At 40.4% G+C, this 26,246-nt stretch carries 26 protein-coding genes; 17 read left to right on the forward strand and 9 right to left on the reverse strand.

The features are described 5' to 3' along the window. Window positions 1-21: 21 nt before the first annotated feature. Window positions 22-903: a LysR family transcriptional regulator gene (locus tag FTU71_RS10800; protein WP_179994252.1), complete on the reverse strand. Its 882-nt coding sequence runs from the start codon at window positions 901-903 to the stop codon at window positions 22-24. Window positions 904-1,005: 102 nt separating this feature from the next. Here FTU71_RS10800 and trpB point away from each other — a divergent pair, with 102 nt between their 5' ends. Beyond that, window positions 1,006-2,217, forward strand: coding sequence for a tryptophan synthase subunit beta (gene trpB, locus FTU71_RS10805; RefSeq protein ID WP_180006160.1), 1,212 nt, complete (start codon window positions 1,006-1,008; stop codon window positions 2,215-2,217). Then, window positions 2,214-3,002 (forward strand): tryptophan synthase subunit alpha, encoded by a 789-nt coding sequence (trpA, locus tag FTU71_RS10810; RefSeq protein WP_179994254.1) that lies wholly within the window; start codon window positions 2,214-2,216, stop codon window positions 3,000-3,002. Before trpB ends, trpA begins: the two co-directional genes overlap by 4 nt. Before the next feature lie 124 nt (window positions 3,003-3,126). On the opposite strand, the gene ribA is transcribed toward trpA, so the two are convergent. Next, complete coding sequence (gene ribA, locus FTU71_RS10815; RefSeq protein WP_004976959.1) at window positions 3,127-3,729, reverse strand: GTP cyclohydrolase II; 603 nt, start codon at window positions 3,727-3,729, stop codon at window positions 3,127-3,129. 297 nt (window positions 3,730-4,026) lie between these two features. Here ribA and FTU71_RS10820 point away from each other — a divergent pair, with 297 nt between their 5' ends. After that, window positions 4,027-7,320, forward strand: a complete 3,294-nt coding sequence (locus tag FTU71_RS10820; protein ID WP_179994255.1) for an EAL domain-containing protein — start codon at window positions 4,027-4,029, stop codon at window positions 7,318-7,320. Window positions 7,321-7,559: 239 nt separating this feature from the next. Here the strand turns inward: FTU71_RS10820 and tehB are convergent, their stop codons facing one another. Next, on the reverse strand, window positions 7,560-8,426 hold the full coding sequence (gene tehB / locus FTU71_RS10825; RefSeq protein WP_179994263.1) for an SAM-dependent methyltransferase TehB: 867 nt from the start codon (window positions 8,424-8,426) through the stop codon (window positions 7,560-7,562). Window positions 8,427-8,705: 279 nt separating this feature from the next. Here tehB and FTU71_RS10830 point away from each other — a divergent pair, with 279 nt between their 5' ends. From FTU71_RS10830 to FTU71_RS10855, 6 genes are all read left to right on the forward strand, one after another. Then, window positions 8,706-9,332, forward strand: coding sequence for a 2'-5' RNA ligase family protein (locus tag FTU71_RS10830; RefSeq protein ID WP_179994256.1), 627 nt, complete (start codon window positions 8,706-8,708; stop codon window positions 9,330-9,332). Next, window positions 9,329-9,850 (forward strand): bifunctional adenosylcobinamide kinase/adenosylcobinamide-phosphate guanylyltransferase, encoded by a 522-nt coding sequence (gene cobU, locus FTU71_RS10835; protein ID WP_179994257.1) that lies wholly within the window; start codon window positions 9,329-9,331, stop codon window positions 9,848-9,850. Before FTU71_RS10830 ends, cobU begins: the two co-directional genes overlap by 4 nt. Further along, on the forward strand, window positions 9,847-10,905 hold the full coding sequence (cobT, locus tag FTU71_RS10840; protein WP_004976913.1) for a nicotinate-nucleotide--dimethylbenzimidazole phosphoribosyltransferase: 1,059 nt from the start codon (window positions 9,847-9,849) through the stop codon (window positions 10,903-10,905). The genes cobU and cobT overlap by 4 nt, the downstream gene beginning before the upstream one ends. Then, window positions 10,902-11,507 (forward strand): histidine phosphatase family protein, encoded by a 606-nt coding sequence (locus tag FTU71_RS10845; RefSeq protein ID WP_179994258.1) that lies wholly within the window; start codon window positions 10,902-10,904, stop codon window positions 11,505-11,507. The genes cobT and FTU71_RS10845 overlap by 4 nt, the downstream gene beginning before the upstream one ends. Further along, window positions 11,504-12,247, forward strand: coding sequence for an adenosylcobinamide-GDP ribazoletransferase (locus FTU71_RS10850; RefSeq protein WP_179994259.1), 744 nt, complete (start codon window positions 11,504-11,506; stop codon window positions 12,245-12,247). The genes FTU71_RS10845 and FTU71_RS10850 overlap by 4 nt, the downstream gene beginning before the upstream one ends. 665 nt (window positions 12,248-12,912) lie before the next feature. Beyond that, window positions 12,913-13,122 (forward strand): hypothetical protein, encoded by a 210-nt coding sequence (locus tag FTU71_RS10855; protein WP_004976903.1) that lies wholly within the window; start codon window positions 12,913-12,915, stop codon window positions 13,120-13,122. 85 nt (window positions 13,123-13,207) lie between these two features. Here FTU71_RS10855 and bioB read toward each other — a convergent pair whose 3' ends face one another. Beyond that, entirely contained in the window at window positions 13,208-14,200 is a 993-nt protein-coding gene (gene bioB, locus FTU71_RS10860) for a biotin synthase BioB (protein ID WP_104851863.1), read from the reverse strand. A 288-nt stretch (window positions 14,201-14,488) separates the two neighbouring features. Continuing rightward, entirely contained in the window at window positions 14,489-15,589 is a 1,101-nt protein-coding gene (gene queG, locus FTU71_RS10865) for a tRNA epoxyqueuosine(34) reductase QueG (protein ID WP_218945635.1), read from the reverse strand. Window positions 15,590-15,610: 21 nt separating this feature from the next. Here queG and FTU71_RS10870 point away from each other — a divergent pair, with 21 nt between their 5' ends. Further along, window positions 15,611-17,131: an NAD(P)H-hydrate dehydratase gene (locus FTU71_RS10870; RefSeq protein WP_179994260.1), complete on the forward strand. Its 1,521-nt coding sequence runs from the start codon at window positions 15,611-15,613 to the stop codon at window positions 17,129-17,131. A 24-nt stretch (window positions 17,132-17,155) separates the two neighbouring features. Here FTU71_RS10870 and ruvC read toward each other — a convergent pair whose 3' ends face one another. Continuing rightward, on the reverse strand, window positions 17,156-17,701 hold the full coding sequence (gene ruvC / locus FTU71_RS10875) for a crossover junction endodeoxyribonuclease RuvC (RefSeq protein ID WP_004976895.1): 546 nt from the start codon (window positions 17,699-17,701) through the stop codon (window positions 17,156-17,158). 200 nt (window positions 17,702-17,901) lie between these two features. On the opposite strand from ruvC, the gene FTU71_RS10880 reads away from it, so the two are divergent. The 3 genes from FTU71_RS10880 to FTU71_RS10890 all read left to right on the forward strand — a co-directional run bounded on the left by FTU71_RS10880 (window position 17,902) and on the right by FTU71_RS10890 (window position 19,835). Beyond that, on the forward strand, window positions 17,902-18,285 hold the full coding sequence (locus tag FTU71_RS10880) for a YkvA family protein (RefSeq protein WP_178318391.1): 384 nt from the start codon (window positions 17,902-17,904) through the stop codon (window positions 18,283-18,285). A gap of 168 nt (window positions 18,286-18,453) precedes the next feature. Beyond that, window positions 18,454-19,029, forward strand: coding sequence for an FxsA family protein (locus FTU71_RS10885; protein ID WP_179994261.1), 576 nt, complete (start codon window positions 18,454-18,456; stop codon window positions 19,027-19,029). 170 nt (window positions 19,030-19,199) lie between these two features. Beyond that, entirely contained in the window at window positions 19,200-19,835 is a 636-nt protein-coding gene (locus FTU71_RS10890; RefSeq protein ID WP_096901197.1) for a LysE family transporter, read from the forward strand. Between the two features lie 20 nt (window positions 19,836-19,855). Here FTU71_RS10890 and FTU71_RS10895 read toward each other — a convergent pair whose 3' ends face one another. Then, a complete protein-coding gene (locus FTU71_RS10895) occupies window positions 19,856-20,065 on the reverse strand; it encodes a hypothetical protein (RefSeq protein WP_004976887.1) in 210 nt (69 codons plus the stop codon). A 315-nt stretch (window positions 20,066-20,380) separates the two neighbouring features. Here FTU71_RS10895 and FTU71_RS10900 point away from each other — a divergent pair, with 315 nt between their 5' ends. Next, complete coding sequence (locus FTU71_RS10900) at window positions 20,381-20,611, forward strand: hypothetical protein (RefSeq protein WP_372238839.1); 231 nt, start codon at window positions 20,381-20,383, stop codon at window positions 20,609-20,611. Window positions 20,612-20,762: 151 nt separating this feature from the next. On the opposite strand, the gene FTU71_RS10905 is transcribed toward FTU71_RS10900, so the two are convergent. Then, on the reverse strand, window positions 20,763-21,074 hold the full coding sequence (locus tag FTU71_RS10905; RefSeq protein WP_004976884.1) for a monooxygenase: 312 nt from the start codon (window positions 21,072-21,074) through the stop codon (window positions 20,763-20,765). A gap of 158 nt (window positions 21,075-21,232) precedes the next feature. Beyond that, window positions 21,233-22,399: a methionine adenosyltransferase gene (metK, locus tag FTU71_RS10910; protein ID WP_004976883.1), complete on the reverse strand. Its 1,167-nt coding sequence runs from the start codon at window positions 22,397-22,399 to the stop codon at window positions 21,233-21,235. A gap of 749 nt (window positions 22,400-23,148) precedes the next feature. Here metK and tkt point away from each other — a divergent pair. From tkt to FTU71_RS10925, 3 genes are all read left to right on the forward strand, one after another. Next, on the forward strand, window positions 23,149-25,137 hold the full coding sequence (gene tkt / locus FTU71_RS10915; protein ID WP_179997015.1) for a transketolase: 1,989 nt from the start codon (window positions 23,149-23,151) through the stop codon (window positions 25,135-25,137). 152 nt (window positions 25,138-25,289) lie between these two features. Then, the gene (locus FTU71_RS10920; RefSeq protein WP_004976879.1) at window positions 25,290-25,505 is read left to right on the forward strand and encodes a hypothetical protein; all 216 of its coding nucleotides are present in this window, start codon (window positions 25,290-25,292) and stop codon (window positions 25,503-25,505) included. 178 nt (window positions 25,506-25,683) lie between these two features. Continuing rightward, window positions 25,684-26,124 carry a GNAT family N-acetyltransferase gene (locus FTU71_RS10925; RefSeq protein ID WP_218945636.1) on the forward strand — a complete coding sequence of 147 codons (441 nt, stop codon included), beginning with the start codon at window positions 25,684-25,686 and terminating at the stop codon, window positions 26,122-26,124. The last annotated feature ends 122 nt before the right edge of the window (window positions 26,125-26,246 follow it).

The raw sequence follows: 26,246 nt of genomic DNA on the forward strand, positions 1-26,246 counted from the left end.
AGCCAATCAAAGATTAAATGTTTAACTTTTTTCTTCGGCCATTAACCAATTAATGATATTCATAACATCACGATTTTCATTATTTTTTCTGACCATTGCATAAAAATTATAGTCACAATAGATAAAACCAAAAGGGGCAATGATCTTTCCATTTAACATTTCTTTTTCTACTAGAATTTGAGGTGCTATGGCAATTCCTAACCCAGACACGGCAGCTTCTATCATTAAATTCAGACTATCAAAATAACGGTCATTGGATTTTGGGCAAAAGCTTATTTGAAACTGATCAAACCATGTATGCCATGCACTTTTATTTGAGTGGGTATGAAGTAATGGATAGTTTAAAAGATCATTTACGGAATGAAGAAGATTTATTTCACGATTACAAATAGGACCCATGTTATCGGGAAATAACAGATATTTATTCAAAAAGTTAGGAAGTAGATGATGCTCACTGACGCTATTGATAAATATGTCAACTTTCTCTTTTTCTAATAATTTTAACTCATTACATGTCATTAATTTGATATGGATATTGGGATAAATGACTTCGAGCTTTTCTAATCGGGGAATCAGCCAATTTGCCATAAAACTATGAGAAGCGCCTATTACCACCTCTACCTCTGATGTTTTATTTGTTAACTCAAAGACACATTGTTCTAAACGATTAAAAAATTGCGTACAAACGAGCGATAATTCTTCGGCGTCCGCCGTCAGAGAGATGGTCGAGGAATGTCGAATAAACAATTTTTTATCTAACCATTCTTCTAACTGCTTTATTTGATGACTAATCGCACTATGGGTGACACATAATTCTTCGGCAGCTAAGCTGAAACTTTTATTTCTGGCGACAGCTTCGAAAGCTTTTAAAGCATTAAGAGGAGGTAATGTTCTGCGTTTCATGTTGTAAAATTTTCTAACATCATCAGCTCAAAATATATCAATTATCATCAAAATGAAAATATTTTAAGATCGAACAAGTTTTGATAGTAAAAGAGATATGAGATGACAACCCCTTATACAGGTAATGGTCCTGATGACTTAGGATTTTTTGGTAAATTTGGCGGATGTTACATGCCAGAGAGCTTAATGCCAGCACTTCAAGAATTAGAGCAAGCCTTTAATAATGTTCGGCACAAACCTGAATTTTGGGCTGAATATCAGCAGATTTTAACGGACTTTGTTGGTCGTCCTAGTCCTCTTTTTTATGCAAAAAACCTAACAGCTTATGCAGGCGGCGCTCGAATATATTTCAAGCGAGAAGATTTGAACCATACGGGTGCGCATAAGATCAATAATTGTGTAGGCCAAATCTTATTAGCCAAATTTATGGGGAAAACCAGAATCATTGCAGAAACTGGTGCTGGGCAACATGGTGTTGCAACAGCAACGGTTTGCGCGCTGTTTAAGATGAAATGTACCATTTTTATGGGAGAAACAGATATTCAGCGCCAACAAATGAATGTTGAGCGCATGAAATTACTCGGTGCTGAAGTCAGAAGTGTTCAAAAGGGTCGTGGGACTTTAAAAGATGCCATGAACGAAGCATTACGTGACTGGATTCGTCATGTGGATACAACCTATTACCTGTTGGGTACTGGCGCAGGCCCTCACCCATATCCGACGATGGTCAGAGAATTTCAGAAAATTATTGGTCTAGAAGCCAGAAACCAAATACTCCTGAAAGAAAATAGGCTGCCTGATGCTCTAGTTGCTTGCGTGGGTGGGGGATCAAATGCACTAGGGTTGATGCATCCTTTTCTAGAAGACCTGAATGTCAAAATGTTTGGCGTTGAGGCAGGTGGAAAAGGAATAAATAGCGATGAACATGCCGCCTCTATTTGCAAAGGTCAGGTCGGTGTGCTGCATGGCAATTTAACCTATTTATTACAAGACTTAGATGGGCAGATTTTAGAAGGGCACTCTGTATCAGCTGGCTTAGATTATCCTGGTGTTGGTCCTGAGCATGGCATTCTGTTTGAAACAGGACGTGTTACATATACGGCGATCACCGATCAAGAGGCTGTAAATGCATTTCAGCTTTTAAGTCAACAGGAGGGCATTATTCCTGCGCTTGAGAGTTCTCATGCGATTGCGTATGCGATTCAACTTGCTCAAGAAATGCAGCCAGAACAGATCATTATTGTCAATTTAAGTGGCAGAGGAGACAAAGACTTAAACACGGTCAAAAAATATCTTGTAGGAGCTACAGCATGAACCGTCTAGATCAAAAATTAGAGCAATTGAAACTGGAAAATCGAAGTGGTCTGGTCTGTTATTTTACTGCTGGAGATCCTAATTTTACAGAAAGTTGTCGTTTGTTAAGCCAATTGGGTCAAGCAGGGGCTGACATTATTGAAGTGGGTATTCCATTTTCTGATCCTGTGGCAGATGGAGAGATCATTCAGGCAGCGCATCTTCGGGCTTTAGATGCAGGTCTAACGGTAAAACAGACCATTGAGTTGGTAAAAGTAATCAGGCTGCATGATAACCAGACACCAATAATTTTCATGACTTATTTAAATCCGATAATGCAATATGGTTTTGAGACACTTATCGCCGAAACAGAAAATCTTATAGATGGAATATTGATTTTAGATGCTCCATATGGATATCGAGAAAAATTTGAGGTGCAATTAAATGAAAAAAATATGCATTTAATTGTAATGACCGCGCCGACGACCCCAGTTGAAAGGTTAGAGCAAATTTCAGCGCGCGCGACAGGGTTTTTATATCATGTTGCAGAAAATGGATTAACAGGAGGAGACTTCAATTTATCTAATCTTGAGAAAAAGATGACTGAAATTAAGCCGATTTTTAATATTCCTGTTGCAATTGGTTTTGGAATCAAAAATGAAAACCATGTTAAAGCACTAGCCAATAAAGTAGATCTTATTATCATTGGTTCAGCGCTTGTCGATACTTTTTTTAATAAGGGAATGAATGCGACTTTAGAAAAAGTGACGGTTTTTGCACAGATACTGAGACAAAATAAAGAATAGTCAGGCACCTTTCATAAATCTTCTTTAAAACCATAATTGAATATAAAACAATATTTTATCTTGGCCTTCTCCCGAAAGGGAGATGGAGCTTTATACGTGGATATTTTCTAAAAAGTGATTGCTTTTAAAAATCACTATTATCATATAGATGTGACATGCGTTTTTGCTTTGTTTCAAGATAAGCTTTGTTAAAGATATTTAAACCAACTTTTAAAGGAATACGTTCAACAACATTAATTCCTAAATCAGTTAAAGATTTAATTTTAAGGGGATTATTTGTAATGAGTTTTACATTCTTTATTTTTAAATAATCTAACATAATGGTACACATATCATATTTACGAGCATCTGCTGGTAAATTTAATAATAAATTGGCGTCAAGAGTATCATGTCCTTGGTCTTGAAGGGCGTAAGCTCGAATTTTATTGGTTAGTCCTATGCCGCGACCTTCTTGGCGCAAGTATAAGATCACACCTTGACCTGCATCATTAATCATTTTCATGGTTGAATGTAATTGGGGGCCACAATCACATTTGAGTGATCCAAAAGCGTCACCTGTTAAGCACTCTGAATGAATTCTAACGAGTACAGGTTGATTAGAAATAGTACCCATGCCTTTGGCAAGAGCGATATGTTCTTCACCAGTACTTTGGTCTTGAAATGCTATAATTTCAAAATCGCCAAATGCAGTCGGTAGTTTTGATTTTGAAACAAACTCTATAGCCATTGAAGAACCTATATAAATTTATATTTGGTACAATTTATTTAATCTAACTTGAAAGCATTGGCTAAATTTTTTCAGTCATAAATTTCAGCATTTTACTTCCAAGTAAAGAGTATGTATTTAATAGTGAATTTTTTGTGAAATATTAAGTTGACAAAATAACTAACCAAGCTAAAAAAATTTAGTTACCGTAGGGTTTAAGCGGTAATCTTTCAAGTGAAAGCCTAAAACATTTAACAGTGTATTCTTGCAGTACAATTGATAATAATCGATTAAGCAGCAAATTATTGGAGTAACGTTTTGAACGCACCTGAATTCCCTGTTGATGAAGCTGCTCGTTTACTTGCATTACAGCGAACTAATTTGCTGGATACGCCAGCAGAGAAGCGCTTTGACCGCATTACAAGATTAGCAGCGTCTGTATTTAAAGTGCCAATATGCCTTATCTCTTTGGTGGATAGTGACCGGCAATGGTTTAAATCTAAAGTGGGTCTTGACGCTTGTGAAACAGGCCGTGATATCTCATTTTGTGGCCATGCGATATTGCATGAGGATATTTTAATTGTTTCAGATGCAACAAAAGATGAGCGCTTTTCGTCAAATCCTTTAGTAACCCACGCGCCGCATATTCGTTTTTATGCGGGTGCACCGCTGCGAGAGACAAGTGGGCAACCCATCGGCACTCTATGTCTCATTGACTCCGTGGCCAGAGACTTTTCAGCAAAAGAGCAGCAAGAACTGCGCGAATTTGCAGACATGGTTGAGTATGAAATTGCCAAAGAAGATCAAGCTCGACTTCAAGAGCAGTTTTTAAAAGGCATGGCAAAAACAACCTCAATACTGACAACACTGCCTGATATGGTATTTGTTATTGACCGAAACTTTCGTTTTTTGGTTTGCAAAGAGCATCCTGACTTACTTAAACCTCAACAAGCGATTTTGGGGCGTACCGTTCATGAGATACTACCCAATGAGCTAGGTCATCAACTCGTAGAGTGCCTCAAGCAAGCCTTTTGTAACAACGATGTGATTCATCATAACTACACGTTTGAAAAGTCAAATCAATCGTTCGAAGCCCGATACAAAAAGATTGATGATAATGAAGTATTAGTGGTCATTCGTAATACCTCTGCACAAGTTGAAGCGCAGTCAGAAATAAGACGCCTTTCTGAAGTTGCAAGGCAGACAACCAATGGTGTGGTAATAACTGATGTCAAAGGTCGAGTTATATGGATTAATGAAGCCTTCTCCTTTCTTACAGGATATAGCATTGAAGAAATGCAGGGTAAAAAGCCTGGGGAGTTATTACAAGGGCCCGACACTGATCCTGCCACTGTTGCAATAATGAGAGATGCGCTTGCTCAACAGAACGGCTTTAATGTTGATGTTGTAAATTATTCAAAAGCGCAAAATTCCTACTGGGTGAGAATAGCTTGTAACCCGCTGTTTAGTGAAAGTGGTAGTTTGAGCGGCTATATTGCAATTGAAACAGATATTACAAAAGAGAAACAGGATGAAGAGCTCATAAGGAACAGTCAGAATTTACTTAAGGCCGTAATAGAGGCTAACAATATAGGCACATGGCATTTTAATATTCAAACAGGCGAGTTGATTATCAATGATAAATGGGCCGCATTACTGGGTTACACACTTTCTGAGTTATTACCTGGAAACAGATACACGTGGGAAAGGCTAACGCATCCTGATGACCTGGCTTATTGTGCAACTATTCTTGAAAAGCACATGTCAGGCCTAATACCCATATATGAAGCCAATCTTCGTATGAAACACAAAAATGGTGAATGGAAATGGATAAACACCAGAGGGCGCATTTCTTCAAGGACATATGATGGCAAAGCTCTATGGTTATTGGGTACACACTTTGATATCAATGACCAAATAATTGCAGAAAAAGCGCTTAGTGATAAGTCAAGGCAGATGGAAGCTGTTGTTGAAGGGTTGCTTGATGGCATTATTATTATTGATGGTCGTGGTAAAATTCTGACATTTAACCAAGCCGCACAGGAAATCTTCGGCTATACGGAAGATGAAACGCTTGGCAAAAATATTAGCATGTTGATGGGGTCACCTCATCGAGAGCATCACGATAGCTACTTATCAAACTATATAGAACGTGGTGTCAGTGACATTACTGGGCGTATTCGTGAGCTTGAGGCCTTGCGCAAAGATGGTTCTATGTTTCCAATCGAGCTTGGTGTAGTTGAAGTTCAAATGGCTGGTGAAGTTAATTTTATCGGTGTTGTCAGGGATATCACTGAGCGTAAACAACGTGAAAATGAAATTCACCAGTTAGCATTTTATGACCCATTAACATTGCTACCTAATCGACGTCTGTTGTTGGACAGATTGACGGGAGCTATAAATCATAGCGTTCGTACAAGGAACTTCTCAGCATTATTTTTTCTTGATTTAGATAACTTTAAAAACCTTAATGATAGTGCTGGTCATAATAAAGGTGATTTGCTGTTGTGTCAGGTCGCTGAGCGTCTTGTCAACTCAGTGAGACAAGGTGATACCGTAGCGCGTTTAGGCGGCGATGAGTTTGTTATTATTGCATCAGATTTAAGTCATGAACCAACATTAGCAGCGAACCAGGCTGAGAGACTTGCACAAAAAATCGTGAGTAATTTAACAAGGGAATATAATCTTGACGGTCTAACTTACAATAGTTCGGCAAGCATTGGTGTAACACTTTTTAACAGTGAAAATCTGTCAAAAGAAGATTTGTTAAAGCAAGCTGATATGGCTATGTACAAGGCTAAATATGCTGGCCGAAATGGTGTGCAGTTTTTTGACCCGCAAATGCAAGTTGCAGTAAGCTCAAGAGCAGCAATTATTAGCGACTTATACTCTGCAATACAAAGCCAGCAATTTGTACTTTTCTATCAAAAACAGGTCAATCACCTGAAGCAGTGTATTGGTGTTGAGGTATTGTTACGCTGGATACACCCAGAAAAAGGCATGGTGTCGCCACTGCAATTTATCCCATTAGCGGAGGAAACAGGTCTTATTGTACCCATTGGCGAGTGGGTGCTAGAGGAAGCTTGCGCCACTCTGGCAAAATGGTCTTTAGAATCCGAAAAACAACACCTAAGCATTGCGGTTAACATAAGCGTAGTTCAATTTAGCAAAGATAATTTTGTTCAGACTGTTTTAAATGCATTGAAAACCTCAGGTGCAAATCCACAGTTGCTAAAGCTGGAAATTACGGAAACGTTGCTCGCAAATAACATTCCTGATGTTAAAGCTAAGATGAAAGAGTTGCAGCAGCACGGCGTGACTTTTTCAATCGATGATTTTGGTACAGGCTATTCATCCTTATCCTACTTAAAACAATTGCCTATAAATCAGTTGAAAATTGACCAAGGGTTTGTTCGAGATATTATCAATAGCAGTAATGATAGGGCCATCGCTCAGGCAGTTATAACATTAGCCGACTCAATGGAACTGCAAGTCATAGCTGAGGGTGTTGAAACAGAAGCCCAGCGCGCGTTATTGCAGAGTATGGGGTGTCACACCTATCAAGGCTATTTATACGGAAAACCGTGTCGGATAGAAGAGCTGCATTTTTAAAAGATAATTAGTAAGGTACATTAAGCGAGTTTTAATTTAGTAGTTTATGGGCAATAAAATCCGAAAAGGTAATGTCCGCTATATCAAACAAAGCATACTTTTGAATGAGCACTATGATACGAAGAGAAATTTCCGCAATTCGCTCAAAGCGGTCCGATCGAGCCTGTAAATTGAGACTGTTAAAAACCTTTCACTACACTAACGTTATAAAGTACTTGCTTTTCAGCTTCTTATCACTATTACTTTTTCCTTGCTAACAAGGTCGCAAAACGCTGCTTAATTCGATGACCTGCAGCATCTGTACGGTGTAACTCACCTAGATTTTCATTGTATTTCACAATATCCCAATCAGCATAATATGCACTTAACTCACCCGCTTTAAAACTAAAAGGGAAGTCTTGTTGCACGGGGTAATCTTCAGTATCCATCGCGCAAACAATTAAGTTAAAGCCTTGTGGTTTGGTCGCTTGCTGCATGTGCTGAATAAGCGTAGGAATGGTTTCAGGCGCCAAAAACATCATTACTACGATACAGTTGATGAAGTCATATTCACCAGTAATAGTGGCATCCTGATTGAAATCCCGAACAGCAGTTTGAATAGATGAAATCTGTTCTGTAGCAATAATTTCATTTAATTTTTGGATACTACTCGGATTCACATCCCAAGCATCCACCTGAAAACCGTTTTGGCTCAAATACAGCGCATTTCGGCCTGTACCACAGCCAACATCCAAAGCTTTACCCACGGTTAACTGTGGAAGTGCCATTAAAATTTCAGAATGTGTTGGGCTTAATTTATATTTTTTAACAAAATAATCTTGAGGCAAACAATAAAAACTAAGCTGGCACTCAATATCATCACTGGCAGATACAATTTTATGCCACGCTTGCGGTTCAATAAATGGTGGTTGATTTTCCACGGAAAAAATATGCTCAGATTGTACTTCACCAGATTCATGCAGCATCGAAAAATGCAATTCGCCTTTTAAAATAGTCAACTTCGCCCATGTGCCAACTTGGGTATTGTGTTGTTTTTTAAACCCTTGTGGAATTGAGTCATGATTCCAAATAGGAAGTTGTTTATAACAGATCAATTCTTGTTGCATCATAAACTCCAGTTATACCGATTCTGATGGGGTAAAGCTTCACAGTAATGTAGTGTCTTGTGTAGATTAGAAAATATCATCTTCATTTCAGCATAACATTGCAGACCTGTTTCAGCCATCTTCTGAATTTTATCCATCTCATTAAAATCAAAATTATTTAAATGATGTAGATGGTTAAAATACCAAACTGAAAAATATTCACCTCAAATTGCATGATTTTCATGTCTATTCAGTTGTGAATGTTTTACCATAAGCTGTTTTAATTCATTGAATTATCCCGTGTTTATTCAAGCCAATCAGTACGTTATTCCAACACAGCAGCATGATTATCCTGAATGGCATCGTGGGCGTGAGCGTTATGCACTTTGGTATTTGACTGTTCAAAATCTAGATTTAGAGCGCTATTTAAAAGAATTAAAACAGCAATTTTCAGATGTATTATTTCGCCCAAACACTCGCCAGTTTCATATCACCTTATATATTTGTGGGTTTTATGCAGCAAAAAAGCACTGGGATGATGACTTTGTTGAACATCAATTTCAGCGACAATTGCAGGCGCTGCAACATTTGCAATTGCAACCTTTTCAATTGCAGATTGGCGGGATCAATAGCTTTAACAGTGCATTGTTTGTCGATGTGCAAGATCATGCTCAGCAATTATGCCGTATTCGACAGGCTTTAAGCACAGCAGGAGCGGAAATTGCCGCTTTACAGTATCATCCACATATTACTTTGGGTTTATATCAAACAGCGTGTTCAACCAATTTGATTTTGCAGCGTATTCAAAATCTCCCCGTGCAATATTTCGATTTAGATATCCATCATTTAAATTTTGGTTATTATCAGGCACACACTTTACAAGGTCAGCTATTTAGCACGCATCAATTTCCTTTGGAGCACATGTGATTCAACTTATTTTGGGCGGTGCGCGTTCGGGTAAAAGCCGTATGGCTGAGCAAACCGCGCAGCAACTTGGCAAATCCGTCATTTATGTAGCAACTGCACAAGCGGGCGATGCAGAAATGCAGGCGCGGATTCAGCATCATCAACAACAGCGTCCGCAGACTTGGCAATTGTGCGAAGAGCCTTTGTATTTGGTGGAGCAGTTAAAGATGCTGGATCATCCGAATGCTGTGATTTTAGTAGATTGTCTGACCTTGTGGATGAGTAATTTGTTGATGCAATCTGCAGAAAGCTTTGCCGAACAACAAATTTCAGCATTGCTCGAAGTTTTACCTCAGTTGCAAGCCGATATTATTTTAGTGAGCAATGAAACAGGTTTGGGCGTTGTACCGATGGGCGAAATAACCCGAAAATTTGTCGATGAAACAGGGCGATTACATCAGCAATTGGGACAAATTGCAGACAAAGTGCAGTTCTGTGTCGCAGGTTTTCCAATGCTTTTAAAAGGAGAGAAGAAATGACTTGGTGGTTTGCAGCGTGTCAAAAGCCAAATGAACAGATGAAACAACAGGCAATTGCACGACAACTTCAATTGACCAAACCAACAGGTTCATTGGCAGCATTGGAAAATATTGCGATTCAACTGGCGGCTTTGCAAGGAACAACGCAGCCGAATATTGAACGTCCGTGGATATGTATTTTCGCAGGCGATCATGGCGTGATGGAAGAAAATATTTCCGCCTATCCCCAAGCCGTGACTCGGCAAATGCTACAAAATTTTGCCACAGGTGGGGCATGTATCAGCGTCATCGCCCGACAATATCAGGCGCATTTACAAGTGGTGGATTGCGGCTCGGTCGGGGAAGCGTATGAATATGCAGGAGTAGAGCGGCATTGTATTCGTGCAGGCACAGCGAATTTTGCTAAAACCCGCGCCATGACTGAACAAGCGTGTGCAGATGCGATGGCACTTGGACGTCAAAGTGTGGAAGATGCCATCGCACAGCAGGCCTCGATTTATGTCGCAGGTGAAATGGGTATTGGAAATACCTGTTCGGCATCAGCCTTGTCTTGCTTTTTATTACAAGAACCTGCTGAAGCCTTGACTGGCATAGGCACAGGAATTGACACTGCACAATTGCAACATAAAAAACAGGTGATTGATGCTGCTTTAGCTCTACATCAGAACTATGTGCAAGATGATGCTTTTAAAGCCTTATGTGCAGTTGGTGGATTGGAGGTCGCTGCAATGGTGGGCGCGTATATTCGCTGTGCGCAGTTGGGCTTGCCGATGGTGGTGGATGGTTTTATCAGCAGTGCTGCTGCATTAGTTGCAGTGCGTTTAAATCCTCAAGTCCGAGAATGGATGTTGTTTGGGCATCAATCGGCTGAATATGGACATCGTCGCTTATTAGAAGCATTAGGTGCACAAGCCTTGCTGCATCTAAATTTACGCTTAGGTGAGGGCAGCGGTGCGGGCGCGGCATTGGGCATTATCCAACTGGCCTGTGCCTTGCATAATCAAATGGCGACTTTTGCCGAAGCTGCGGTTATTGGTGAGAAAGTATCTTTATGATCATGCTAGACCTATTAAGACATGGTGAAACTGAGTTGGGGCATACTTTGCGTGGCTCAACCGATGATGCTTTGACTTTACAAGGTTGGCAAGACATGCAGCAGACTTTAAACACGGCAATAGCTACAGGGCAACGATGGGATATCGTAGCGAGTTCGCCTTTACAGCGTTGTGTGCAGATTGCTCAGACTTTTGCGCTGGAACAGCAATTGCCACTGTATATTGATGCACAATTTCAGGAAATGCATTTTGGTGCATGGGAAGCTATTTCCACCCAAACTTTGTATGAACAATACCCTGAAGATTTAGCTAAATTTTGGATGACACCAACCCAGTTTTGTCCACCACAAGCAGAATCTTTGCCAAATTTTCAGCAGCGCGTTTTGCAGGGTCTGTCCGATCTCAACCAATATTTACAACAACTCGAGCAACAACCTAAACGTGTGTTATTGGTCACGCATGGCGGGGTAATTAAATTGCTCAAAGTATTGGCGCAGAAACAACCTTTAGACGATATTTTAAAAATGTCTGCAGCGTTGGGGCAATTGAGTTCATTCCAGTTACATCCTAATGGCAAGATTCACATGCAGGGGCAAACATGACACCTTTTTGGATTGCCTTGCAATTTCTGAGCACGTTTCCTGTTTCTTTAAAACAGATACCAACTGCAGTGCAAAATGCGCAATCACTGTTGTTTTATCCGCTCGTTGGCTTATTAATCGGGGCTGTGTTGTGGGGAATGGCGCATCTATTGCAATTCCTGCCTTTGGTTCTGAGTAGCAGCTTAATTTTAGTACTCTGGATTTGGCTGACAGGTGGTTTACATTTAGATGGACTGGCTGATACTGCCGATGCATGGGTCGGCGGTTTTGGTGATCCTGAACGTAGCTTAAACATCATGAAAGACCCAAGCAGTGGCCCGATTGGAGTATTGAGCTTACTGATCTGCTGTTTATTAAAATGGTCTGCGTTGTATGTATTGCTCGAACAACAGTATTTGGCATTTTTGCTGTTTGTACCCGTATTGGGACGATTAAGCGCTTTGGTTTTATTTTTAAGCACGCCTTATTTACGTGCCAATGGTTTAGGCACTGCTATTCAGGCACATTTGCCTAAAACAGGCACAAAAATTGTGATCGCATTGACCTTGCTTGCAGGAGTGCTTTGGGGATGGGTGGGTTTGGTGACCGTTCTGACTTTTATCCTTAGCACCTTGTATTTGCGATATAAATTTATGCAGCGTTTAGGTGGAATTACGGGCGATACCGTTGGTGCGAGTATTGAAATAACAGAAAGCATGATGTTATTGGCTATTGCGATTCTTTGGTTTTTAATAAATTAGCTTTTGAGCAGTTTTTCTTGTTTCAAGTGCGCTGAAAATTGAAATAATATAAGCGAATGAATTTACAGCTATTTATGCACTCAATTTCAGCAAGTATGCAGATGAATTTGTCATTTGTCGGAAAGTTCCTAAATTAGATTTGCTATTTTTTTTAAATATGATAATAGTAGTTTATGTCAATCAGCCTTGATGGCATTTGTATCTCAGGATGAGATCACAAACGTGATGTATAAAAATCAAAAGGAATGTCATTTATGATCAAACTGTTAAAGCAAATTTTCTGTATCCATATTTATGAATATGACGCAATGGAAGAAATCGGGGCGCATTTAGAGTGTCGTAAGTGTGGGGATTCTAAGACACAATAATGTTAAGTATTGAATCTGTATTAAAACCAAGTGAGTCTTTATGACTCACTTTTTTATTTTAGGCTAATAGCCTGAATATTTTGCTTAGTCTTGCCTGCATGTATAGATTAGACTGCACTTATCCATCTTCAAAACTACATATATCATTCCCACCTCTTTTGGTGGGGAGACTTCTCATGCTGTACGAAGTTTGATTTATACAAGTGCACAATTAAATTTTCTATCCTCCGCACACTTTATCCCACAAGGTATTCCGCTTAAAATCCAGTACCTAGAAATATTGAACTGACCGTATTTATGGCTAAAAACTTTCAAGAAAAAACGTATATTGTAGATGACAATCTAGCAGATACTTTGACGTGGTTGCTGCATCATCAGGACTGTTATGATCGGTTTTATTATGATGCGATTCAGCAACAACTGACGGTAGAACATGCCAACGGGGTAGATATTATTAAAACAGGGCAGTATTTAAATGCCAGTTACGGAATTTTAATTACCTCTTAAAAGCGTTGCCGCATAAACTTATTTTGCTGCATAAAAAACAAAGTCCCTTTTAGGGACTTTGTACATTTGGATGGGTGCTAAAATTTTAAGCCATTGCCATCGCATCTACCGACAACTCAGAAACGGTTGGCTTGGCACGTTCAGGCACTAAGCCTAATTTTTGGAACAATTGTTTGTCTTTGCCTTCGCCTGCGTTTGGTGTGGTTAAAAGCTTTTCACCTGAGAATAACGAGTTCGCACCTGCCATAAATGCCAACGCCTGATCTGAATCGGATAACGATTCACGCCCTGCAGATAAACGAATATAGCTGTTTGGCATGATAATACGTGCAACTGCAATGGTACGAATCCACTCAATCACATCCAGTTTTTCTACTTCAGCCAATGGTGTACCTTCAATCGGAACTAACATATTGATCGGCACAGATTCAGGATGTAACGGTAAAGTCGCTAATTCATGTAATAAACCAATACGGTCTTGGGTATCTTCACCTAAACCGACAATACCGCCACTACATACTTTCATACCTGTTTGACGCACAATATCCAAAGTGTTTAAGCGATCATCAAAACTGCGGGTACTAATCACATTAGGATAATACTCACGCGATGTGTCTAGGTTATGGTTGTAATAATCTAAGCCTGCATCTTTTAAGCGTTCTGCCTGAGATTGATTCAACATCCCTAAAGTCATGCAAGTTTCTAAGCCTAGAGCTTTGACTTCACGCACCATTTCTAAAACATACGGCATATCACGTTCATGCGGATTACGCCAAGCAGCGCCCATACAAAAACGTGAAGAGCCTGAGGCTAATGCTTCTTTGGCTTCCTGAATGACTTTATCAACTGCAATACGTTTTTCAGCTTCAAGCTGTGAATCATAATGCGCAGATTGCGAGCAATATTTGCAGTCCTCAGGGCATTTGCCTGTTTTAATAGACAATAAGGTACTGACTTGTACGGTATTGGCAGCAAAATGTTGGCGATGCACACGCTGTGCTTCAAAGACTAAATCCAGAAAAGGTTGTTCATATAACTGCTGAATTTCTTCTCGAGTCCAATCATTGCGTACTGACATAAGTAAAAGTCCATCATCCCTATTATTCATAGTCTGTATCATACACAAATAGTTTGAATCAGAAAGGCATAATCTCCCAATTTCATGGCTAATATTCGACAGTGTGGAAACAAAAATATGCAGTCGATTTAGTCGCAAACTTAAGCAATTTTACTGTTATTTAGCTGCAAAATTTATTTTTATGGATTTTTATTTTGCAATGAATTGGTCACTAAAATTCAGTTAACTGCATAAATTGGCAAGTAACCTGCAGTCAAAATATCGCACGGTTTTGGATATGATTTTTGTTTAAAATTTAGACTGTTTAAGGAGTTGTTCCTGAATCGCCCAATCAATATGGATTTGCACAATCTCATTATGCTGTGCACGCGTTTGCTGCAAAGTTTGTAAAATCTGTGCTGAAAATGGGGCATTTCCAAGCCCGATTGCAATATTACGCATAAAACTTTGATAGCCTGTACGACGTAATGGACTACCTTCGGTTTTGGCTAAAAATGTGCTTTCATCCCATTGCCATAAATCTAGCAAGCTGACCTGATCTAAGGCATGTCGGGGATGAAAATCCTCCACCGTGGTGACTTGAGCAAAGCTATTCCACGGGCAAATCAGTTGGCAATCATCACAACCAAACACCCGATTACCAATGCCACGACGTAATTCTTCAGGAATGATACCCTGATATTCAATGGTCAAATAAGCAATACATTTACGCGCATCTAACATATAAGGTTCAACAATGGCTTGCGTTGGGCAAATGTCGATGCAGGCTGTGCAAGAGCCGCAATGCGGAGTTGCAGGTGCATCAAAAGGTAAATCTAGTGAAGTAAACAGCTCACCCAATACAAAAAAAGACCCAGATTTTTTATGAATTAGTAATGTGTGTTTGCCTGTCCAACCCATGCCTGCACTTTCTGCAAGCGACTTTTCAAAAATTGGGGCTGAGTCGGCAAAGGGGCGTGATTCAAACTCGCCCACTTTTTCACGAATACGGGTGGCAAGGGTTTTTAGGCGTCCGCGCATGACTTTGTGATAATCGCGTCCACGTGCATAACGGGCTATAATTGCAGAGTTAGGTGCATCGGGAATATGTCGTGGACGTGGTGTTTCCACCAAATAATTCATGCGCACACAAATAATGCTTTTGGTATTCGGGACTAATAGTGTGGGATTGGCGCGCTTGTCTAAATTTTCTTCCAGAAACTTCATATCCCCATGATAGCCACGTTTTAAATATTCCTGAAAACGTGCTAATTCTGCTTGAGCATCTGGTTTGGCAATGACACAATCAGCAAAACCAAGCGCCAAAGCTTGAGCTTTAATCCACGCTTTCAAGGCGGCTGGATCGTCTTGATGCAGAGAAATATGTGCTGAAGTGGTGGATGTTGCCATAACAAAATAGAAGGGAAGAAAATGCCGCAGCAAGTGTACCATAGCCCTGTTTATCATAGTCAAAGTATTCAAGCGTGGGAGCAGCGCTGGTTTGCCCGTCAAAATAGTTCTTACGGTTTAATGCAGCAAGTGGCGTGGACACTGCATTTACAAATTCGCAAAATTTTTGCCGCACAGCCATCTACAATACAAAAAATTGCCGTGTGTTGTGGACAAGGCAATAACGCAGGTGATGGCTATTTAACTGCAAAATATTTAAAACAAGCAGGTTTTCAAGTCGATATTTATGCCGCAATACGCGGTTCATCGGCAGATTTACATCAGGCTTTTTTAGAAGCTCAGGCAGAACAAGTCAATATAATTCAAGGTTTTGCATTTCAACAAAGTTATGACTGCTATATTGATGCATTATTTGGTATTGGTTTAGATCGTCCTTTAAATGATGAGTGGCAGTCGCTTATTCACGCAATGAATCAACAAGCGGGTTTAAAAATTGCGGTTGATATTCCAAGCGGTTTAAATGCCAACACGGGGCAGCCATTGCCATGTGCAATTAAAGCCGATTACACCTTTACAGCTTTGGGTTTGAAAGCAGGGTTATTTACAGGGCAGGCACAGGAATATACTGGACTGGTCGATGTGCTGGATTTGATTCCAGCCGATGCAGAACTCAAAGCGTTGGCCCAACTCACACCACATTTGATTCAATTACCCGCACGGCAGGCTTTTGGACACAAAGGCAGTTATGGGCATGTGTTGATTGTGGGCGGACATGCGCAAATGGGTGGTGCGGTGATGATGGCTGCAGAAGCCGCATCAAGCGCAGGTGCAGGGAAAGTGACTGTGGTCTGTCATGCCAAACATCATGTGGCGATATTAAGCCGTGCGCCGAATTTAATGTTGCGGGATATAGACGCACTGACAGGTGCAGAAATTCAGCACTTAATTTCACAGGTCGATGCCGTGAGTTTAGGGATGGGACTAGGACGAGATGCTTGGGCAGAACAGCATTATGCAGACTGGTTTGCCGCACTAAATCAGTCCGAGGTAGAAGTAGTTTACGATGCCGATGCCTTGTGGTTTTTGGCGAAACAAGCGCATTCATCGCATCATCCAGCCCAACTAAAACCGAACAGTTATGCCACACCACATTCAGGTGAAGCTGCGACCTTGCTCAATACTACGGTTGCAGCCATTGAAGCAGACCGTATTGCCGCGATTCAGCAATTGCAGCAACGCTATGCAGGCGATTGGGTGTTAAAAGGTTCAGGTAGTTTGACTTTGCAAGCTGCATCTACAGAACCGCAAGCAAGTTCATTGTGGATTTGTACCGCAGGCAATCCTGGTATGGGTACAGGTGGTATGGGCGATGTGTTGGCAGGCATGATTGCCAGTTTAAAAGCCCAGTTTCATCATAAAATTCAATTGCATGAAATTGTCATGTTACATGCCTTGGCGGGGGATGTATTGGCACAGCAGGGCATGCGCGGTTTACAGGCACAGCACATGAGCCAAGCGATTTATCAGGTTGTGAATCGGTAAAATATAAGCGATGGCGATGCTGATTTAGCGACGTCTGGAGCTTGAGCGACTGCGCCCGCGAGCCATACCGCCCAAGGCATTGAGCACAGCCAATTTGGTCATGCTGCCTGATGCATGAGCATGGCAAATTGCAGCAGCCAAAGCATCGGCAGCATCTTGTTGTGGTTTAATGGATAGATTTAATAGTTTCATGACCATCATTTGTACTTGTTCTTTATCGGCAGCGCCATAACCCACGACAGATTGTTTAATTTGACGGGCGGTATATTCCGCCACTTGTAAATCTAAATTCACCAAAGCGGCAATCGCTGCACCACGAGCCTGTCCCAATTTCAAGGCAGAGTCTGGGTTTTGCGCCATAAACACTTGTTCAACTGCAGCTTCAGTCGGGCCATGAAATTTCACAATCCGTTCAATCCCTGCAAAAATCCGTTTTAAGCGTTCAGGCATTTCACTGGTTTCGGTGCGAATGGTTCCTGCATCTACAAAACGTAATTTAGCGCCATCACGTTCAATAATGCCGTAGCCCGTTAGACGAGAACCAGGGTCGATTCCAATAATAAGTGACATGCCAAGCCTTAAAAAATTACATCAAGTTGAATTATAGGAGTTTAAATCTCTTTTGTGTGGAGTAATTTCAAAACATTCGGTCAGTAAGCTGCTGTTTAAACCATTGGAATGTATCCCACGCCACATTTTCAATTTTGGACTTCATTTTATTTTAAGTTTTGAGGTGTATATTTTATATACGGTAGCAAATGAGAGTGGCAATGAAGTGGATTGATAGGCTAAAACAGTGGGCGAAGCAAATTAAACGAAATGTTTATGCGGTTTGGTTTGTCGCACGTGATCCTGAAACACCGTTTATGGCAAAGCTTTTGGCATTGTTGGTCGCTGCTTATGCCATTTCTCCCATTGATTTAATTCCAGACTTTATACCTGTTTTGGGTTATTTAGATGACCTGATTTTAGTGCCATTGGGCATCATGTTGGTATTGCGTTTAGTACCTGCTGAAGTAATGCAGCGTTGTCGCTTACAAGCCGATGCGATCAGTCAAAAACCGAGCAGTTATATTGCAGCATCAGTTTTTATTGCGTTGTGGTTATTATTGGCTTACGCCGCATATTTTTATCTTTATCGTTTGAATATATAGACGTATTAAGTCTGTTATTGGGTGATGATGAAAATATTAATGACAGACTTAACCTTTAAAAATACAATAATGCCCATATTGAAACAACAGCGAATCAAAAAAGCTTGATCCCGATGAAGCACTTGGTTACTGCATTTTATTTATTTTGTTGAGATTAGATTAATTTTCATGAAATTATTTCTTATTGTTCTAATTGGCTTAGTTCTTGAAGTCTTCGTCTGGATTGGTGTGGGCGACCTAGTGGGGAGCATGTGGTACGTGTTCTTTTGGTTTGTCGCTGCTTTCTTCATTGGTTTGAACCTGATTCGTAAATATTCTGCAGGCGTGATGCCACAAATGCAGCAAATGCAAATGGGGCAGATGAGTGCCGATCCTGCGCTGAGTAATAATTTACCTAAAATTTTTGCGGGTTTTTTATTGATGATTCCAGGATTAATCAGCGATGTTTTGGCATTGCTGGTGATGATTCCTGCCGTACAAAATGCCTTTAAAGCGGCAATGATGAAAGCCATGATGAAACGTCAGCAAGCCATGATGGATCAAATGATGGGTGGCATGATGGGCGATATGAATGGCATGGGCGGAGCAGGTCAAAACCCGTTTGCAGATTTAATACGCCAAATGCAAGACATGCAAAATCAGCAGGGTGGTGGTCGTGATTCCAGTATTATTGATGGTGAAGCACGTGAAATTACCCCCGATGCGAAAAAAATTGAAATGAAAGATGTCAATCCACCTAAATAATATAGGTGATGCTTGATATCAAACCGAATCGTGCTGATTCGGTTTTTTTTATGGGTATTTTTTGGTGAATATGCACGTGAGTGTTTAAACATTGAGGTGTGCATTTAAAGCCTTATTTATTCTCCTACCGCACAAGGTATAATCGGATTTTCAATTCTCCTGATGTATTTATGTCTTTGTTATTCACCATTTGTGCGCTGCATTTTGTGGCACAGCTTAGTCCAGGACCAGATGTTTTATTAATTGCCAAAAGTGCAGCCAGCAATACCCGCCGTAATACCTTGCAGATTATTGCGGGCATTTCATCGGGGATTGTGGTGTGGGTGGTGCTGACCTTATTAGGTTTTACGGTTTTGGTGCAGCAATTTCCTTGGATTCAGCAAGTCTTAATGCTGATTGGCGGTTTATTTCTTGCCAAAATGGGATGGGGCATGTTGTCGGGCGGTTGGCATAGTTGGCAGCAGCGCAAACAGTTTGATGATACTCAAGTGCAAATTCCAGCCGCAAAAAACTACTTTTTATTGGGGCTATTCACCAATTTATCTAATCCGAAAACCTTAATTTATTTTAGTAGTGTATTTGCTTTGGCGTTGAGTTCATCGGCAAGTGCATCTTTGAAAGCCCAATTGGCAGTGATTATTCCAATCCAAACTTTTGTGACATTTACACTATTTATGTTGCTACTTTCTACACCAAAAATGAAAAAGTTATATCAGCGTTCAGGCAGTTATATTGATATGGTCTCGGGCGGATTATTTTTATTGTTTGCTGTGTGGTTGTGGTTAGATGCACTACGTATGTTTTAAAACATAAGTTTTAATGTCAATTAATCAGACGCTTTGATGTCGTCAAAAGCCAAGTTTGACGATTTTTTATTCGGAATTTCGGTTTTAGTCGTGTTTTCAGTTTTATCTAAATGATTGGGTTGATAAGTACGGTTTGATCGCAAAGTTGCTTCGGTATTTTCCGAACCTTGATATTTACGGCTACGGTTGGCACGTTCACGCAAGCCACCTTTTTTAATGAGTTGCACCACTTTAACTTTACTCCGTGTAATAAAAAAATATGTGCTGAAAGCCAAGCTTGAGTCTAAACTTCAAGTAATCGAGCATGCAGAATTTTAGCATGGCATACCTATTTTAGATGGATAAAGTGACTGTTTATTCAAAAATACGATTTGCGCGAATAGCAGAACTTTGACATTCTAATTCACAAGCGATTGTGTCAGTTAAATCATCCAAAGGATGCAGGCTACAAAGTGTCACAGTTGCTTAAACAAAATTACACTGCATCAGGGTAGATGGTGTAACAATAAAAACAAGAATTACAGTGAAGTAGGAGAATACCTATGCTGTATCATCAGTATCGTTGCGCATGTTGCAATCGGGTGGTGGAATCATCAGAAAAAGAATGTGGTACTTGTGGTTCACACAATATTCGTAGTCCTTATGGTTTCTGGTTATTCTGTATTTTGGCATGCTTGGCAGCAGCCGTTGTGTTTAAAGTCGTGCATGTTTATTTGCAAGATCATCAAGAAGTGCCCGTGCAACAATCGGTGCTTGAGGTGATTCGTACGCAATAAGTGCTGCATCCAAGCTTAACGCTTATTTCGTCTATACAAGATTTCAAAAATCCTGAATCATTAAATGGCTCAGGATTTTATTCAACTGTTTTTTCAATATTGAAGAGACTCACCATTTTATTCTTCAATATGGATGAGCAATTTAAAAAGATTAGCGACTTAAGAAGTCAGCTTGGTTGATTGCAGACAGTGCAGCATTCACCTCAAAAATCTTGCCACGAATATTCTTCACGCCAAAACTTTCTAAACGTGCAGTGTGCATTTTTAAATAGCGTTCAGCATTGGCCGCATGATCAAACAGATAGATTCCACCAGCTTCCTGTGTTTGACTGTTCTCAGTCCAAATTTTCCAAAGCATGCCAGTTTCTAGGTTAATGCTTTCTGCAAGTTCACGGTACGCTTGGCTCATGCTTTCGCCAAATGGGCCTTCAGAAGGGAAATCGACTTGAAGAATAACCGCCATAATAAACTCCTACATCATTATCTTAGATGAGTATTTAAAAAATCTCAGGAATGATTCACTATAACATATTCGTATTTTGTATATTGTGGTTTGACAGCTAAATTTTAGGCATAAAAAAGCCCACCGAAGTGAGCTTGATAAAACTGAAAAGTTTTACATTACAGACCTGCAGAGGCTTTTAATGCTTCAACTTTGTCGGTTTTTTCCCATGTAAATGCAGTGTCAGAACCTTGACGACCAAAGTGGCCATAAGCTGCAGTCTGTTTATACATTGGTTGTAACAGGTTCAACATGTTGGTAATGCCGTATGGACGTAAATCGAAGTGTTCACGTACTAAAGCAATAATCAACTCATCTGCCACTTTTGCAGTGTTGAAGGTGTTGATTGAAATTGACGTTGGCTCTGCAACACCAATAGCATAAGACACCTGAATTTCACATTTGTCTGCCAAGCCAGCTGCCACAATATTCTTTGCAACATAACGACCTGCGTAAGCAGCAGAACGGTCAACTTTAGATGGGTCTTTACCAGAGAATGCACCGCCACCATGACGTGCCATGCCGCCGTAAGTATCGACAATGATTTTACGACCAGTTAAACCGCAGTCACCGACAGGGCCGCCAATCACAAACATACCTGTTGGGTTGATGTGGAATTTGGTGTCTGCATGGAACATTTCTGCAGGAATCACTTTTTTCACAATTTCTTCAATTACCGCTTCTTTAAGCTGAATTTGCGAAATTTCAGGATCGTGCTGAGTAGATAACACCACCGCGTCCAAACGTACAGGCACACCATTTTCATAAGCAAAAGTCACCTGACTTTTTGCATCTGGGCGTAACCACGGCAAAGCACCACTGCGACGTAATTCAGCTTGCTTTTCCATTAAGCGGTGTGCGTAAGAAATTGGGGCAGGCATTAATACATCAGTTTCACGGCTGGCGTAACCAAACATCAAACCTTGGTCACCTGCGCCTTGATCTTCAGGCTTTTGACGGTCTACACCTTGTGCAATTTCAGGTGATTGTTTACCAATCATGTTAATGACCGCACAGGTTGAACCATCAAAACCTAAGTCAGAATGATGGTAACCAATGCCATTTACGGTTTGACGAACAACGGCTTCAAAATCGACATTTGCAGTTGTTGTGATTTCACCTGCCAGTACAACCGCACCCGTTTTTACAAGCGTTTCACAAGCAACCCGCGCATAAGGGTCTTCTTTTAAGATTGCATCCAAAATGGCATCACTGATTTGGTCAGCCATTTTATCTGGATGGCCTTCGCTTACAGATTCCGAGGTAAATACAGCGTACTCGCGCATAAGTCCTATCACAGTTAAATTCAAAAGACGCAATATGTTACATCGAGTTAGACTTTAGGACTAGCGCATTACGACTAAATTGGCTGAATTTATTTCAATTCAATGACTTTTTATCGCATATCTTTAGCTAAAAAATAGATAAAGTATCGGTATGACTATATTGTGACTCAAAAATATTCATGTTGGCTAAAGTATGCTGTCATAATTTTAAACTAAGGAGCACCTTGTTTTTAAGTGGTGAATCATTTTTAAAAACAATATTGTAGATGGGTAATTTAAAGACTTTGAATTGACTTTATCTGCATCAAGCTGCATTTTCAAAAGCTGTTTTAAAATTTTGGACGATGGCTGTGATTCAATTTATTGTGTGAAAAGTGAATAAAATTCAAGATGTGTTAAAATCTGTCTATTATTTCTACAGAATACTGTTGTGTTTTAACTTGTTGCTAGGCATTTGATTGGAGTTGCTGCAAGAGCGACATCACAATTCCATCCTGCGTCTATAAATTGAAATATCTATACTTTAGAATTTTGCCAAGAATAGAGCTTAACACGGCAATTAGCTATTTTCTTGTTGTTATAAACGTGAAAACGTCTTTGAATTTGCACGAAAAATACCCTGAATGGGAATTAATGCGGAAATATTGTTGCATAGGCTTTACCCCTCAGGCGTTTTTTTGAGAGAATAGCGGCTGTTTTGAATTCTATTCATCTTCTTCTATTTAACGATTTTTTGTGGACTCTGACCTATGACGACCCCGCTTAACGAACGTCGTATTGCAAACGCAATTCGTGTATTGGCAATGGATGCTGTGCAAAAAGCAAATTCAGGACATCCAGGTGCACCGATGGGGATGGCAGATATTGCCGATGTGGTGTGGCGTGAATTTTTGAATCACAACCCAACCAATCCACAATGGGCAAACCGCGACCGTTTTGTATTGTCTAATGGTCATGGTTCAATGTTGCAATATGCGTTGTTGCATTTAACAGGTTATGATCTTTCAATCGAAGATTTAAAAGCGTTCCGTCAGTTACACTCTAAAACACCTGGCCACCCAGAATTGGGTTATGCACCAGGGATTGAAACCACCACTGGTCCACTCGGTCAGGGGATTGCCAATGCTGTTGGTTTTGCTTTAGCAGAAAAAACACTGGCTGCACAATTTAATAAAGAAGATATTCAGGTTGTAGACCATTTCACTTACTGTTTCTTGGGTGATGGTTGCTTAATGGAAGGTGTTTCACACGAAGCATGTTCATTGGCAGGTACTTTAGGTTTAGGCAAGCTGGTTGTTTATTATGATGACAACGGCATTTCTATTGATGGTGAAGTAGAAGGCTGGTTCTCTGACGATACCGAACAACGTTTCTTATCTTACGGCTGGCAAGTCTTAAAAGTTGATGGTCACGATGCCGATGCAATTCGTGCTGCAACGGTTGAAGCAAAAGCTGAAACGCAAAAACCGACTATTATTATTTGTAAAACTGTTATTGGTTTAGGTTCGCCAAACAAACAAGGTAAAGAAGACTGTCACGGTGCGCCATTAGGCCATGATGAAATCGCTTTGACGCGTCAAGCATTAGGCTGGACAGATGAAGCATTTGTTATTCCTGAAGATGTATATGCCGCTTGGGATGCTAAAGCGAAAGGTGCAGAAGCAGAAGCAGCATGGAATACAACTTTTGATGCCTATGCAGCAAAATATCCAACGGAAGCTGCAGAACTTAAACGCCGTTTAAGCGGTGAACTACCTGCAGAATTCATCGCGCAGGCAGATGCGTTTATTGTTGAAACCAATGCTAAAGCTGAAACTATTGCAACGCGTAAAGCCAGCCAAAATACTTTGCAAGCATTTGGCCCATTATTGCCTGAATTATTGGGTGGTTCTGCAGACTTGGCAGGTTCAAACTTAACCCTTTGGAAGGGTTGCCAAGGCGTTCAGGACAATGCAGCAGGGAACTACGTGCATTATGGCGTACGTGAGTTTGGTATGACTGCTATTGCAAATGGTGTAGCACTTCACGGTGGTTTCATTCCTTACGTTGCAACATTCTTAATGTTTATGGAATATGCGCGTAATGCCGTGCGTATGTCTGCATTAATGAAGCAACGTGTGATTCATGTGTATACCCACGACTCGATTGGTTTGGGTGAAGATGGTCCAACACACCAACCGATTGAACAAATTGCATCTTTACGTGGTACGCCAAACTTAAATACATGGCGTCCTGCAGATACCGTTGAAGCGGCTATTTCTTGGAAATCTGCATTAGTACGCAGCGAAGGTCCAACTGCTTTAATTTTCTCACGTCAAAACTTGCCATTCCAAACTCGTACTCAAGCGCAAATTGAGAACGTGGCAAAAGGTGGTTATGTCTTGGCTGAAGAAAAAGGTGAATTGAAAGCCATTATTATTGCAACAGGTTCAGAAGTGGGCTTGGCAATGGAAGCATACGCGCAGCTTGAAGGTGTACGTGTTGTGTCTATGCCGTGTGCAGAAGAATTTGTGAAGCAAGATGCAGCATATCGTGAAGCGGTATTGCCATCACATATTCGTGCACGTGTTGCGGTTGAAGCAGCGCATGTAGACTACTGGTGGAAGTTTGTCGGCTTAGACGGTAAAGTTATTGGTATGACAACTTATGGTGAATCTGCACCTGCAAAAGACTTGTATCAGTACTTTGGCATTACCACTGAAGCGGTTGTTGCTGCAGTAAAAGAATTAACAGCTTAATTTTTTAATCCAGTGTTTTTAAAGGCGTTCCTGCAAAGGGACGTCTTTTATTTTTGCATATTTGTTTGGTATTCGATGTGATGATCCAACAAATTTTGTCAGTGTAAGTCAGGTTTGTGAATAAACCTCTGTGTAATTGAGTGAGATGAGAAATGAGTTTGTACGAGCAAATTAATGATGAAGTCACTTTAATGGATGCGGGTGAGCAAAAGTGGATTGGACAAGATTTACCACTTGAAGCTATGGTGGCGGTAGAGTTGTTGTTACAGGATTTGGCTGAAGATCAGCAAATCAAAATTCGCCGTAAGAACCATGAAAAGCAATCAGGCTTAAAGCAGGTTGATCGTATTTTGATTGAGAAGCTTTAATCTATTGCGATGAATACGGTGCATTAAAAGGTGTATCGTCAAAAACAGCTTTATTCTATGCGTAGGGTAAAGCTTTTTTATTGCTGAAAAATAGTGTATAAAATAGCCTAAGCATAATATGAATTGTGCATAATTAGTAAAATGATTCGATGCAAAAATAATCAGGCAATATCAAAGCTTGCAGACAACTATATTAGATCGTCAATTTAAGCACATCGACATTGTAGCGTTAAGTGAAATCCAATTTGAGCAATGGCAACCACTTTGGCAGGGTTATCAGCAATTTTATCAGGTGCAATTAAGTGATGAGGTTACGCAAAATACGTGGTCAAAACTAATTAATCCACACAGTACGCATATTTATGGTTTTGCTGCAGTATATCAAACTCAAGTTGTGGCAATTGTGCATGTAATTGAACATGACAGTTGTTGGACGCTTAAACCTTATGCCTATTTGCAAGATTTATATACCTTGCCTGAGTACAGAGGGATGGGAATTGCTCAGCAGCTTATTCAGCAGGTGAATCAAACAGCGCAACAGCGTGAATGTGATCGGGTATATTGGCTGACTCATGAAGATAATTTACAGGCACGGCAGTTGTATGATCGTGTCGGGTAGTGTTCAAAAAACTGTGTCATTTCCTTAAACTGTTAAAAACAGGAATGATGCATTATGGCAACTACATTTGATTTTGAAACAGCCTTAAAACAACTCCAGTCAGGACAAGCACTGACTGGAGA

The organism is Acinetobacter sp. YH12136, assembly GCF_013418545.1.
GTDB classification, from domain to species: Bacteria; Pseudomonadota; Gammaproteobacteria; order Pseudomonadales; family Moraxellaceae; genus Acinetobacter; species Acinetobacter towneri.